This window comes from Saccharopolyspora elongata, assembly GCF_004348985.1.
Taxonomy (GTDB): Bacteria; Actinomycetota; Actinomycetes; order Mycobacteriales; family Pseudonocardiaceae; genus Saccharopolyspora; species Saccharopolyspora elongata.
In genome coordinates this window covers 61275-74536 of sequence record NZ_SMKW01000035.1, presented here as the reverse complement: position 1 = coordinate 74536, position 13262 = coordinate 61275, and the positions used below count along the sequence as shown (strand labels likewise).

General features: G+C 70.2%; 13 protein-coding genes. 6 read left to right on the top strand and 7 right to left on the bottom strand.

All coding sequences use genetic code 11. The annotated features are described in order from the left end of the window. The first annotated feature begins 532 nt into the window (after positions 1-532). On the top strand, positions 533-1450 hold the full coding sequence (locus tag E1288_RS24880) for an ABC transporter substrate-binding protein (protein WP_132489027.1): 918 nt from the start codon (positions 533-535) through the stop codon (positions 1448-1450). Positions 1451-1602: 152 nt separating this feature from the next. Here the strand turns inward: E1288_RS24880 and E1288_RS24875 are convergent, their stop codons facing one another. From E1288_RS24875 to E1288_RS47145, 3 genes are read right to left on the bottom strand one after another with little or no spacing between them, the layout of a single operon-like run. After that, positions 1603-1860 (bottom strand): hypothetical protein, encoded by a 258-nt coding sequence (locus E1288_RS24875; RefSeq protein ID WP_132489025.1) that lies wholly within the window; start codon positions 1858-1860, stop codon positions 1603-1605. A gap of 2 nt (positions 1861-1862) precedes the next feature. Beyond that, positions 1863-2378 carry a DUF3039 domain-containing protein gene (locus tag E1288_RS24870; protein ID WP_132489023.1) on the bottom strand — a complete coding sequence of 172 codons (516 nt, stop codon included), beginning with the start codon at positions 2376-2378 and terminating at the stop codon, positions 1863-1865. Then, entirely contained in the window at positions 2375-2545 is a 171-nt protein-coding gene (locus E1288_RS47145; RefSeq protein WP_165968239.1) for a hypothetical protein, read from the bottom strand. Before E1288_RS47145 ends, E1288_RS24870 begins: the two co-directional genes overlap by 4 nt. A gap of 165 nt (positions 2546-2710) precedes the next feature. Between E1288_RS47145 and E1288_RS24865 the strand changes: the two genes are divergently transcribed. Further along, the gene (locus E1288_RS24865; protein ID WP_132489021.1) at positions 2711-3901 is read left to right on the top strand and encodes a hypothetical protein; all 1191 of its coding nucleotides are present in this window, start codon (positions 2711-2713) and stop codon (positions 3899-3901) included. A gap of 106 nt (positions 3902-4007) precedes the next feature. On the opposite strand, the gene ssuE is transcribed toward E1288_RS24865, so the two are convergent. Together ssuE and E1288_RS24855 are read right to left on the bottom strand one after the other, a co-directional pair. After that, the gene (ssuE, locus tag E1288_RS24860; protein ID WP_132489019.1) at positions 4008-4568 is read right to left on the bottom strand and encodes an NADPH-dependent FMN reductase; all 561 of its coding nucleotides are present in this window, start codon (positions 4566-4568) and stop codon (positions 4008-4010) included. Between the two features lie 292 nt (positions 4569-4860). Then, positions 4861-5847 carry an Acg family FMN-binding oxidoreductase gene (locus E1288_RS24855; RefSeq protein WP_132489017.1) on the bottom strand — a complete coding sequence of 329 codons (987 nt, stop codon included), beginning with the start codon at positions 5845-5847 and terminating at the stop codon, positions 4861-4863. Between the two features lie 360 nt (positions 5848-6207). On the opposite strand from E1288_RS24855, the gene E1288_RS24850 reads away from it, so the two are divergent. From E1288_RS24850 to E1288_RS24835, 4 genes are all read left to right on the top strand, one after another. Next, on the top strand, positions 6208-7470 hold the full coding sequence (locus E1288_RS24850; RefSeq protein WP_132489015.1) for an aminotransferase family protein: 1263 nt from the start codon (positions 6208-6210) through the stop codon (positions 7468-7470). Positions 7471-7926: 456 nt separating this feature from the next. After that, a complete protein-coding gene (locus E1288_RS24845) occupies positions 7927-8436 on the top strand; it encodes an ATP-binding protein (RefSeq protein ID WP_132489085.1) in 510 nt (169 codons plus the stop codon). Between the two features lie 300 nt (positions 8437-8736). Further along, positions 8737-10560 (top strand): transketolase, encoded by a 1824-nt coding sequence (locus E1288_RS24840; protein WP_132489013.1) that lies wholly within the window; start codon positions 8737-8739, stop codon positions 10558-10560. Positions 10561-10663: 103 nt separating this feature from the next. Then, on the top strand, positions 10664-10861 hold the full coding sequence (locus E1288_RS24835; protein WP_132489011.1) for a DUF2795 domain-containing protein: 198 nt from the start codon (positions 10664-10666) through the stop codon (positions 10859-10861). A gap of 26 nt (positions 10862-10887) precedes the next feature. On the opposite strand, the gene E1288_RS24830 is transcribed toward E1288_RS24835, so the two are convergent. Both E1288_RS24830 and E1288_RS24825 read right to left on the bottom strand, forming a co-directional pair. Then, positions 10888-11166, bottom strand: coding sequence for a DUF3040 domain-containing protein (locus E1288_RS24830; RefSeq protein WP_132489009.1), 279 nt, complete (start codon positions 11164-11166; stop codon positions 10888-10890). A gap of 226 nt (positions 11167-11392) precedes the next feature. Then, a complete protein-coding gene (locus tag E1288_RS24825; protein ID WP_132489007.1) occupies positions 11393-13255 on the bottom strand; it encodes a collagenase in 1863 nt (620 codons plus the stop codon). Positions 13256-13262: the final 7 nt, after the last annotated feature.

Below are 13262 nucleotides of genomic sequence, written 5' to 3'. Positions count from 1 at the left end.
ACCACCGCCTGACACGCTAGCCGCCCCGGCCGCCGGGTCAAGGCCGTCCCACAGGTTGATCGTCGTTGACACCCACCCGGCCTCCGGCGATTCTCGTTGCGTGACCAGGCAACTGCGTTTGGTGAAACGCGCCCACATCGACCTCGCCCTGGTGTGGTCGGCCGCTTGTCGCGGCTGACGTCTCCCCCCTTCTCCTTCGCGCCGTCAGCCGCTGCAGAGCGCTATTTCCAAACTCAACTTGCGTGGCGGTGCGGATAGCGGAACCTCAGACGCCGCCTGGCTGTGGGATCCCCGACTTACGTATGACCAATACGCGGCATCGGGGCTGTCCTCGCCAGACGACGCCTGAGAACCCGCGGCGGTGCGAGTTGCGAGGGTGGGCTAAGCGGCTTCGCCGCTTCAAACACACAAAGCCCGCGCTATCACACCCGACTGCACCACATCCAAACCAGCCTCTGCAGCTGACCGCCTCGCACGGGCCGTCCACCACCACCACCGCGCCCGATCGCTGCACCCGAAGGGTTCACACCGAATGCTGCCCCGTTTCAGAACGATCGTCGTGATGCTGGCCGCGGCCGGCTTGCTCGCCGGATGCGCGCCCGGCGCGATCCCGACCGAAGCCGCGCCCGGTCTCGATGCGACCGCCGACGTGGTCTCCGCAGTTCCCAAGGACGAAGCGATCGCGGCGCTGCTGCCGCCGGACGTCAGGCAGGCCGGGGCGCTGACCTTCGGCAGCTCGCTCGACGGCAGCCCGCCCGGCGCGTTCTACCTGTCCGACAACCGAACCGCGGTCGGCGTGGACATCGACATCGCCGAGGCCGCCGCCCGCGTGCTCGGCGTGCGGATCGACCGGCAGGACGCCGCGTTCGACACCATCCTGCCCGCGCTGGGCAGCGGCAAGTTCCAGGTCGGCACCGGCAACTTCGGGGTCACCGAGGAGCGCAAGAAGACCGTCGACTTCGTGACCTACCTCAACGACGGCCAGGGCCTCGCGGTCCGCCAGGACAGCGATCTCGCCCCGGTCACCGACGTCACGCAGCTGTGCGGGCGCACCATCGGCACCGGCGCGGGCACGACGTTCGAGACGACGCTCAACGCCCACCAGCACCGCTGCGGCGAGCTGGGCCGGCCGGCATACCAGGTGCTGGTCTTCAAGGAGATGAGCGCGCAGTACTCCGCCCTGCAGCAGGGCAAGGTCGACGTGCTGATGAGCACGATCAACGGCCTGCGCTACACCGTGAGCCAGCAGCCGAACCTGCGGTTCCTCAACGAGTTCCGGCGCCTGAACGTCGGATTCGCGCTGCCGAAGGACTCGCCGCTGGCGCCCGCGTTGCAGGCTGCGGTGAACAAGCTGATCCAGGACGGCACCTACGAGCGGATCGTGCGCAAGTGGGGCGTCGAGGCCTCGGCGATCAGCACCTCCGAGACGAACCCGCCGGAGCTGCGCTGAGCCGGTGACGCGATGAAAAGGGCGCTGTTAGACCGTGGAGGCCGCAATGGGCAAGGGCATCAGCGCCGCGCCCGGACGATCCACGCGGTCAGTCCCGGACGACGATCCGGGTGCCGCTCTCGGCCGGTGCGGCCACGTGGCCGCACCGGCTTCTACAGCCGTTGCAGTCCGGCAAGCACGTCGGCGAGTAGCTTCCACGTAACCCTCGGGCGACTGCGCGCGACGCGTTTCGCTGCGGCGCGCTCGGCGTCGAGTGCTTTCTCGTCGGCGAGCGTCGGCGGGTCGATGTCGGCGATCTCCGGGAGGGTAGAACGGCTGGCGGTCGGCGGTTCGGCGGCGAGATCACCAGTCCAGCTCACGGTGTACCCGGCCGCGATGATGCCCGTGCGGCGGTGCTTTGCCGCTGCCATGCCTACGAAATCTCCTCGAACGCGATCTCGATGCACTCCGAGCACATCGGCCATCCGTCCGGCGGGCGCTCGTCCGGCCCCCATCCGATCTCTCCGCAGAGCCCCGAGACGACCGTCCCGCCCCCGTACGGCTTGGTCGACTCGTTGGGCTTCGCCCAGTGGACGACGCGCTCGCGCCAGGACGGCGCGTACAGCAGCATCACGCCCGACGACTCGACGATGACGTCCGCCGGGGACGCAGCCAGAAGCTCCCGGCTCGACGGCGCGCTTTCGAGCTCAGCGCGTGCGACCGGCGGCGCTTCGCTGGTGAGCGCAGCGAACATGAGGCACGTCGGGCACGGGTTGCCCGTGAACGGCTCGACGATCTCGGCTTCGTCCGGCGCGAGCCGGTCGCCGCACGGCGACACCCACACGAGGTGATCGACGCGGTAGGCGTGCACTTCCGGCGGCCGATCCGGCGGCGCGTACTCCGGGCGTAGCCGCGCCAGGATCACCGCCCCTGAACGCTGGCCGTTCACGCTGCACGCCCCGGAAAACGGCGGCGGAGCCGTTCCTCCCGACGCTGCGCCTCCGCCTTCAGCGCCTGCTTCTCCCGGTGTCCCGGCAGCCACCACACGATGAAAAGCGGAACGAAGATCACCGACCAGGCCAGCAGCCCGAGCAACATCGCCAGTGCCTCATGCATGCCTCGAACATCGACACCAGACCGCGCCAGACCTAGGCATTCGGGTTGGGCAGGTTGGGGCAGATCGGGGCGCCTGGCAGCATCAACAGCATGGCCCGCGCCCGTAACGATCGACTCCGCGCAGCCCGTGAGGCGACCCCCTCGCCACGGGTGCCAGGGGAACCGTTGTCCCGTGCTGAGCTCGCCGAAGCCGTCAACGCCTGGGTTACTCAGCACACCCGACGAGCCGGAGCCCTCGACGCGCACTACATAGCTCGGTTGGAACGCGGCGCGGTGCGCTGCCCCGGACGGGACTACCGCGCCGGGTTCCGGGCCGTGCTGGGTGCCGCCGATGACGCCGAACTCGGGTTCTCCACCAGCACCCCACCCACCGGAAAGGCTCTGCGAGCGTCAGAGGATCACCCCGAACTGGCCCAATCCGGGTTGATCCTCCCGATAGCCGATCAGGACGCACCCGCAACAAGTGACTACCTCGACGAAATGCGCCGGACGATCTCCCACCTCGTCGCCCTCGACGGCGTGCACGGGGGAGCCGAAGTCGCCCCGATCGCCCTGCGGTGCTTCCGGCGGGCGCAGGGCATTCTCGGCGAAGGCCGCTACGTACCGGCGATCGAACGGGACCTCGAAGCCGTCACTGCCGAGCTCGGCGAACTCTCCGGATGGCTGCTGTTCGATGCCGAACGGCACGACGAGGCACGGGCGGTCAACGCCGAAGCGCTCGAACTCGCCCACATCGCAGGCGACACGTCAATGCAGTGGTTCATCCTCACTAACCAGGCACTGGCCAGCGTGCACGTCGGCCGTGACCGCGAAGCACTGCGGATCTCGACCCGCATGAGCGACCGGGCCGAACTACCGGGCCGCGTCCGGGCACTGTTCGACGTGCGCGCCGCCCGCGCCCTGGCCGCGCTCGGCGACGAGACCGAAGCCCTGCGGGTATTCGATCGTGCCCGTTCCGCATTCACCGACGGCACCACCGGCCGCGATCCGGTCTGGTCATGGTGGTTCGACGAACGCGAACTCGCCGGACACGAGGGGATGGTGTACGCCAGCCTCGGCAACCACGACAAGGCACTCCCGCGCCTGGCGGCCGCCGTCGAACGTTCCGAAGGACGCGAACACTTCCGGTGGGCGCTCTACATTCACCGGGCGAACCTGCTCAGAGCATCCCTGCTCGCCGGATCATGGTCCGAAGCCGAACGGGTCGCCGCCGACGTGGCTTCGATGGTCGGCGAGATCGCATCGGCACGGACAGAAGGCATTCTCCGCCGGACCGTGGCACTACCAGAGCAACGCCCAGCGTTGCCATCCACCCTTAGCGACGCACTCGACCACATCGCACACCGAGTCTCATAACGTGCGCCCGTTCGGCGTTGTGGCTGCCCGTCAGCCCGCCCGGTGCGTCTCGGGAATCATGCCGACAACAGGAACAAGCGGGGCGGCGCCCTTCTGCCTCGTGCCGCTAGGCCGTGCGGCCGAGGACGGTGGAGTGCGGGACACCGTCGAGGGCCTTGGTGAACTGCTCGATGACGTCGGCCAGCGGTCCGGCGCTGTCCGGGTGGACGCTGAGCTGGTCTTCGACCACCGAGATGTGCTTGTCGAGCAAGAAGAAGCTCTGCACCGCGTGGCGGGCGCCCAGCGAGTGCACCACCGGGCGCAGCGCGTAGTCGATGGCCAGGACGTGGGCGACCGTGCCGCCGGTCGCCAGCGGCAGCACCGCCTTGCCGGCGAAGCCGAACTGCGGCAGCAGGTCGAGGAATGCCTTCAGCAGGCCGGAATAGGCCGCCTTGTAGGTCGGGGTGGCCAGCACGACGCCGTCGGCCTCGGCGACCTTGCCGATGGCTTCGGCGATCGCCGGAGCCCGGGTGTCGGCGCCGAGCAGCGAATCCGCGGGAAGGCCGCGGACGCGCAGGTGGTCGGCGCTGCGGCCGGACGCCGCGATGCGCTGGGCGATGTGCTCACCGATCCGTTCGGTCTTCGAGGTGCGCGACGGGCTGCCGGAAATGACGAGGACGCTGGACACACGTGCTCCCTGGGTCCGAGATTTCAGTCCGATGTGGACTACCTGCTGATCCGGATCTCCACCGCGGTGCGGAGCCCGGGCTGGCGGAGCGCTAGGAACGACACGCTTGGGCCGACACGCGGCGGAAATCCACGTGCCGCCGCTTCGTGAGCACCGGGAACATCACGAATCAATCGCAACAGAGCACCACCGGCATGTCAATGCGGGCATCCACCCGTCCCACCAGCCGGACGCGAGGCGGCGCACCGGGCGGGATCGACCCGCCGGACGGCCTGATGGACACAGTGGACGATCAGTCGGCGAACAGGTCCGGGAGCGGGCGGCGGTCGGCGCGCGGCACCGGGATCGCCAGCGGGTAGCCGATCCGCATCAGCAGTTGCGGCATCCCGCCGAGGCCGAGCTCGACGCTCAGTCCGGCGCGGACCTCCGACAACCGCAGCGGTTGCGTCATCACCGACGCGACCAGGCCCAGCCGCGTCGCCTCCAGCCAGGCCCGCTCCGCGGCCTCGCCGGCCATCAGCTGGTCCCGCGGGCCGTCGGTGATCGTGCTGAAGACCAGCACCGATTCCTGCGCCAGCGACCGGGCGATCTGCGCCTGGTCCGGCAGGCGGGTGGCGCCGGTCGCCAGGCCGGTCGCGGGCACGCCGCGCGTGGGCAGCACCTCCGCCGGCAGCCCCTCGTCCGAGACCGGCCCGATCCAGGCGCCCAGCTCGCGCTGGTAGGTCTTGTCGGCGTGGTTGGTGCGCGCGGCGTGGGCGAGCAGGCGCGCCAGCGCGTGCTCCTCGGCGGGCCCGTCCACCCAGGTGGCCTGCGTGGTCGCCGCGGCCGCCACGGCGGTGCGCGCCAGGTGCGGGACCGGGCGCGCGGCGAAGGCGCGCCGGAAGCTCGCTCGGCGGCCGATGGCCTGGCGGCGTTCCCGGTCGATCGCGGTCGCCGGCCGCCGGTGCATGCCGATCACGGCCGCCTCGCCGTCGTCGGCGTGCCAGTGGACGTCGGCCACCCAGCCCAGCCCGCGCATCGCGATCGCGAGGTTGGCGACCGCCGCGCCGCACGACATCCGCCGGTCGCGGCCGTCCGGGTCGTGGTGGGCGAGCTCCGGAGTCGAGCGCAGCCGCAGCACGGCGGCGCGCCCCTGCACCCGCAGCGACCAGGGCTGCGTGTTGTGCACGGAGGGCGCGCGGCGCACCGCCTCGGCCAGCACCGCCACCTCTTCCGGGGTCCACGGCCGCTCGTCGGCGGATTCGGGCGGCTGGCGGCGGAGCATCGGGGGCCAGCTCATGCCAGTCCCGCCTCTCCGCGTTTCACAGTTGTGGTTGCGTCCGGCTCAATCCCGCGTTTCGCAGTTTCTTGTGGCTGGTTTGCGTCACGTTCCCCTGAGGTGCGGTTGAGGACGACTCGGGTTGACACAGGGCTACTCATGCGTTGATCACCTCCACGCGTCGGCAAACACCACGACAGTGCCGTCGGCGGCGGGCACCGAGCAGAGGAGAAGGTCCCGGTTGTGACCGGCCCCGCAGTCACAGCGCGTGATCACCGGTGGCGATCTGGCCAACTCGATCGGCGAATTTCGGCGTTTTGGCACTGGCGTACCGGCGGGTGCTGCGACCAAGCTGGGGGCGCGATACCGAAGGAGGACTGCATGTCGACAGCACCGCGCGACACCGCGTTGTGGCACCCGTTCGCGGACATGTTCCAGGTCAAGAAGAGCCAGTTCTGCGTCAGCAAGGCAGACGGGGTCTGGATCTACGACCAGGAGGGCCGCCGCTACCTCGACGGCACCGCGAGCCTGTGGTACGCCAACGTCGGCCACGGCCGCACCGAGATCGTCGAGGCCGCCGCCGCGCAGATGCGCGAGCTCGAGTCCTACTTCGTGTTCAACGACTTCACCAACCCGCCGGCCGAGGCGCTCGCCGACCGGCTCTCGCAGCTCGCCCCGATGGACGGCGCGAAGATCTTCCTCACCACCGGCGGCGGCGAGTCGATCGACACCGCCGCGAAGCTGGCCCGGCAGTACTGGGCGCAGCGCGGGCAGCCGCAGCGCACCCACATCCTCAGCCGCGGCAACGCCTACCACGGCACCAACGGCATGGGCACCAGCATCGGCGGGATCGAGGTCAACCAGGCCGGGTTCGGCCAGCTCGTGCCGGAGGTCGGCCGGGTCGCCCACGACGACGCCGAAGGCCTCCGGGAGGCCATCGACCGGCTCGGCGCCGACCGGGTGGCGGCGTTCTTTGCCGAGCCGGTGATGGGCGCCGGCGGGCTGTACCCGCCGGAGCCGGGGTACCTGGAGGCGGTCGCCAAGATCTGCGCCGAGCACGACATCCTGTTCGTCGCCGACGCGGTGATCTGCGGGTTCGGCCGGGTCGGCACCTGGTTCGGCGTCGAGCGGTGGGGCCTGCAGCCCGACATGATCACCTTCGCCAAGGGCGTGACCAGCGGGTACCTGCCGCTGGGCGGCGTGGTGGTCGCCGAGCGGGTGGCCGAGCCGTTCTGGAACCACCCGGGCCGCCCGTTCCGGCACGGCGCGACCTACTCCGGGCACCCCACGGTGGCCGCCGCGGCGCTGGCCAACCTGGACATCCTGGAGCGCGAGAAGCTGCTGCCGCGGGCCGACGAGCTGGAGCGCCCGCTGCACGACGCGCTGCAGCAGCTGGCCGACCACCCCGCCGTGGCCGAGGTGCGCGGCGGCACCGGCCTGCTCGGCGCGGTCGAGCTGGCGCCGGAGGTGCTGGCCGCCGACCCCGGCGCCGTGGGCCGCGCGCAGACCGCGATCCGCGACCTCGGCGTGATCGTGCGCCCGCTGGGCAAGGCGCTGGCGGTGTCGCCACCGCTGATCATCAGCGAGTCGGAGATCGACCTGATCGGCAAGGCGATGCGGGAGGGCCTGGACTCCCTCGCATGACCCGATCGGGGTGCCCGCCGACCGCGGGCACCCCGGCGGGGCACCGGGCCCGGGCACTGCCGTTGCGGAACCGATACGTACCGGTCTGTACCAACCGCGATTCGTCACGTACGTTTCTGGCCAGACCACCGTGCCCGGCCTGCCCGGCGCCGACGCGTTCCGCACTCGGCACCGGAATTCGCTGCGCTGGAACGGGGTTCCCCGGAGATCGTCCACAACAGACAGTCAAGGGATGGCGGACAGATGCACCGAGCCACCTGAGGCACCGCACCGGGCGGGGCCGAGCGGTCGCCGCGTGGTGCGCACGCCGGAGAGATCGACAAGCCAGCCCGGAACCGAGCCGCGAGCGGTGACACCACTAGTCCCGCCCCTGAAGACAAGCCACCCGTTCGAGTTGGCAAGATAAGGCTCACGGGTGAAGGCGCGCAGCGGACGCGGATGGAGGACGACAACCAGGTGAACACCCAGACCGCCCAAGTCGACGACCTGCGACTCATCGCGCTGCCCAGCGCGGTGAACTGCGCTGAGATGTTCGTCCGGTTCACCCTCGCCGAGTGGTCCCTGCGGGAGCTGATCGACGAGACCTCGCAGCTCACGACCGCGCTGGTGACGGCAGCCGTCGACAGCGCGAACCCCGAGACCCCCGGTTTCATCACCGTCCGCCTGCGGCTCAGCGGCGATAGCCTCGTCGCCGAGGTCGAGGACGAGCTGGCGAACGTCCCGCCGGCGCTGGCGCCGGGATTCGCCGGCGGCCGCTGCGGCGCGACCGCCCTGCGCGGCGGCGGCACCCTCGTGTGGTGCGAGCTGCCGCTGCCGGGTGGCGTCTCGGCGAACGCCGTGCCGCTGCCGCGCCGCTCCCGCAGCAGGCGTGCCCAGGCCGAGCACCAGGTCGACGAAACGGCCGAGATCGATCCCGAGGTGATCAAGCGCCTCCTCACCGGCCTGAGCAACAGCGACCTGACGTAGAGCAGGGCACAGGTCATTTTGCGTAGCGGTGCGGGTGGCGGAACCTCAAACGCCCCCTCGGTCCGGGATCCCCGACTCATGTATGCCCAATACACAGCGCTGGGGCTGTCCTCCCGAGGCGACGCCTGAGAACCCGCGGCGGTGCGAGCCGCGAGGGTGGGCTAAGCGGCTGCGCCGCTTCAAAGACGAACCAGGTCCGAGGCTTGCCTGATCAAGGACGATCAGCTGCAAGTCCCACGAGGCAAGCCTGGATCGTCAGGGCTCGTTTGGTCGGCGCCGGTTGCGGGCATGTCCCCTGGCATGGACCATCTGACCTTCCGATTCGAGTTGGCGCAGCAGCTGCGGGTCGACTCCGTGCGGGCGAGCAGCGCCGCCGGGTCCGGGCACCCCACGTCGTCCATGTCGGCGGCCGACCTGATGGCCGCGCTGCTGGACGGGCACCTGCGGCTGGACTTCGACCACCCCGAGGACCCGCGCAACGACCACCTGATCTTCTCCAAGGGCCACGCGTCCCCGCTGTACTACTCGTGCCTGAAGGCGGTCGGCGCGATCGACGACGCCGAGCTGCTCACGTTCCGCGAGTTCGGCAGCCGCCTGGAGGGCCACCCGACGCCGGTGCTGCCCTGGGTCGACGTGGCGACCGGCTCGCTCGGCCAGGGCCTCCCGATCGGCGTCGGCCTGGCGTTGACGGCGCAGCGGCTCGACCGGCTGCCCTACCGGGTGTGGGTGCTCTGCGGCGACAGCGAGCTGACCGAGGGGTCGATCTGGGAAGCGCTGGAGCACGCCGGGCACGAGCAGCTCGACAACCTCATCGCGCTGATCGACGTCAACCGGCTCGGCCAGACCGGGCAGACGATGCACGGCTGGGATCTCGACGCCTACGCCGCCCGGGCGCACGCCGCCGGGTGGCGGGTGCTGCAGATCGACGGCCACGACCCGGAGCAGGTGGAGGCCGCGCTGAAGGACGCCGAGTCCGGCGACGGGCGGCCGGTCGCCGTGCTGGCGGCCACCAAGAAGGGCAAGGGCGTCGCCGAGGTCGAGGACCGGCCGGGCTTCCACGGCAAGCCGCTGGTGCACCCGGAAGAGGCGATCCGCGAGCTCGGCGGCAGCCGCGACCTGCGGGTGACCTGTGCGAAGCCGACCGGCGACGAGGTACCGCACGTCTTCGCGGCGCCCGGTGGCGGGCTGCCCGCGTTCGAGCCCGGCACCGAGGTCGCCACCCGCAAGGCCTACGGCGAGGCGCTGCGCGCGCTCGGTGACCGCCGTGGCGACGTCGTCGCGCTCGACGGCGAGGTGTCGAACTCGACCTTCGCCGAGCTGTTCCGCGACGCCCACCCGGACCGCTACTTCGAGATGTACATCGCCGAGCAGCAGCTGGTCGCCGCGTCGATCGGCATGCAGGTGCGCGGGTGGGTGCCGTTCGCCTCGACGTTCGCCGCGTTCCTCAGCCGCGCCTACGACTTCATCCGGATGGCCGCGGTGAGCCGGGCGAACCTGCGCCTGATGGGCTCGCACTCCGGCGTGTCCATCGGTGAGGACGGGCCGTCGCAGATGGCGCTGGAGGACCTCGCCGAGTTCCGCGCGGTGCACGGCAGCACGGTGCTCTACCCGTGCGACGCGAACCAGACCGTGCAGCTGGTCGCGGAGATGGCCGACCGCGACGGCATCAACTACCTGCGGACGACCCGCGGCGCCACGCCGGTGATCTACGAGCCCGGCGAGGAGTTCCCGGTCGGCGGCTCGCGGGTGGTGCGCGACGGCGACGACGTCACGCTCGTCGGCGCGGGCATCACCCTGCACGAGGCGCTCGGGGCGGCGGAAACGCTTGCGCGGGAAGGCATCCAGGCCCGCGTCATCGACCTGTACTCGATCAAGCCGGTGGACGTCGACGCGCTGCGGCGGGCCGCCGCCGAGACCGGCGGGCTGGTCACCGCCGAGGACCACTGGCCGGAAGGCGGCCTCGGCGAGGCCGTGCTCAGCGCCCTCGCGGGCACCGGGGCGCCGGTGCGCGTGCTGGCGGTGCGCGGCATGCCGGGCTCGGGCACGCCGGCCGAGCTGCTGGGGCAGGCGGGCATCGACGCTCCCGCCATCGCCCTCGCGGCCCGCGAGATGGTCGCCGTCTGACCCGCCAGCCCCATCCGCGCCGTCATCGCCGTGCCGCGTGTGCGCGCCGCGCCGGAGGGGTAGCCGGATGTCGACCCAACCGGTTCGACGGGCGGGGGGAACGATGCCCGTACCCGATCGCGGAGAACTCCTCAGGTTCCTCTGCCACGTGCGTTTCCCGGCCACCAAGCAGGAGATCTACCAGCAGTGCGTCGCGCTGGGCGCACCGGCGGCGCACCTGGAACGCCTCCGAAGCCTGCCCGACGGCATCTTCGTCGAGCCCAACACCGTGCTGCAGGCGCTTCCCCATCCGACCCCGTGAACCGTCCATATAAGATAAAACGGCGGTCACTCCCCGCGTTTCCGCCTGGCGTGCCACCAAACGCCGAACACGACGGCGGCGGTGCCGAGGACCAACGCGAGAGCGGTCAGCACCAGCTCGCTCACCAGGCAGAGGACCGCCAGCAGCGCGACGAGGACGAGAACCAGGAACACCAGGAGCCGGCGCACGCCACTCCAGCTCTGGCCGCTGTCGAACCGGGCGAACTTCTCCGCCAGCCGAGGATCGCCGGACACCAGCTCGGATTCGATCTCGGCGAGCCTGTCCCGCTCGTGCCTGCTCAACATGACGAGCTCCTAGCTACGTTCCCTTCGACCCCAACGAGGTACCCGCCCCCCACCTGCCTCAAGCCCTTCAAGCCTGGCACGCCGGAGTTCGCCGACCTACGCGGCAGCCGGGTGATTTTCGGGCACGCACAGCGACGATGCCGATCACTGATCGTTGCCATCCGACGCGCGCGAGCGCGCGGCCGGCCCCACGCCGACCGCGCGCCCGCGGCTGGATCGCTATCGGTCAGGGCGTCGAGCAGGCGCCTGCGGCGCACTCGGACAGCCAGTTCGAAAAGTCCTGGTCGTAGCTCGAGCCGATGGTGCGGGTGAGGAAGTCGCGCGCGCCGTTCCAGTCACCCTGGCGGTAGTAGTTGAGCACGGTGCCGAGCTCGGCGCGGTGCCGGTCGAACATGTACCGGACCGCGAGATATCCCCACCGGTAGACCCGGTTGGTGTCGGCGTTGTAGGCGGTGTCCCACAACTCGCTCAGACTGTAGGTGCCCTTGCCGGCCTCGTCGATCGCTTCCTGGTACGGCAGGTTGCGGTAGGAGTAGGAGATGTACTCGCCGACTCCCTCAATCCACCACACCGTGGGCGTGCTGGTCGACGCCGCGAAGTCGCCGTACATGTTGAAGCGCCCGTCGAGGTAGTGCGTGTACTCGTGGTTGAGGTTCCAGATCTCGAAGGTGGGCCGCTGCCATTCGGCCTCGTAGGCGATGAACCGCGGCAGGTTGCCCGGCTTCGCGGGGTCGCCTTCGAGGTACATGCCGCCGTTGTTGGTGCTGATCCCGAAGATCACGCCCGCGTAGGTCTGGTAGTCGGCGCTGGAGTCGAACGCGACCACCTCGATGGTCGTGTTGTTGTCGTCGGCCACGGGCTGGCCGCCGTCCTGGACCAAGGCGTGAAAGAAGGCGTCCTGGCCGGTGAGGCTGGTACAGCTGGCCGCCAGTTCCTCGGCCGACATCTGCTGAGCGCGGATGCTGATGCTCGGCGAGCAGGTGTGCTTGACGGTCAGGACCGCGTCGGTCAGCCGCTGCTGCAGATCGCAGGTGCCGTATTCGCCGCAGTTCTGCTTGTCGTAGTAGTCGGTCATCTGGGCGACGCTCACCCACAGCGGCGCGGTCGGGCCGGTCATCTGACTGCGGCCGAGCAGGTCCTTGAGCATCGGCCGGACCTTGTCGCGCAGCGCCTCGTGCTGCACGAAGCGCCCGAGCTCGAGGCCCGCGTTGGCGGTCAGGAAGCGGTTCTTGGTGCCGAGCAGGTCGAGGTGCTGCGTCGCGAAGGTGTACACGGTGTCCAGCACGCTGGGGTCGGCATGGATCGCTTCGACGAAATCCGGGAACTGGTGCCCGCGGAACAGCACGGTGTAGACGCTGTTGACCGCGTTGACCATCCAATAGAACTGGTCGTAGGACGAGTCGTAGGCGGTGAGCAGCCGCTTGACGACCTCCAGGTAGCGGCCGTTCTCGGTGGAACTGTCGATCAGAATGACCGATTCGGAGAGAATCTGGCCGCTCTCGTCGCTGACCGTTCCGGACTTCGGGTTGCCGAAGAACGCGTCCAGCGCGGCCTGGATCGCCGCCTTGAGCGCCGGCCCGTACTCACCCACGCTTCCCGGGTCGCCCCACTGGACGTAGTACCCGGCGCGCAGGAAGAGCACCAGCTGCAGGGTGTTCGTGCTGTTGTCGCCGGGATAGGCGGCGACGTTGTCCCGGAGCGCATTCGCGACCGTGACCATCTGCTCTTCCCGGAACGCCCCGTGGGCGTCACCGCCGGTAAGACGGAACAGCGTGTTGATGCAGTCGGGGGTGGCAGACTGGATCTGACGGACGAGTTCACTTCCGGTATTGCCGGTGAACTGTGACGGATCGCAGTCCGGCGCCTGCACCTCAGCCTGCATCGAAGGGCGCGGCCGGAACGGGAAGTCCTGCACTTCAAAGTACTTGCGCCGCTGGGCGGAGTCGTCCGCGGGCAGCGGCGGGCGGTCCTTGGCCTCCAGCGTGCGGGCCGGGCGCTTTTCCGTTGGCGCGGTGGGCTTTTCGGCCGGGCCCGGCGCCGACTGCGCGACGGCGGGCGAAATCAGGGCCAAGACCAGGCTGAGCAGCATGATCCAA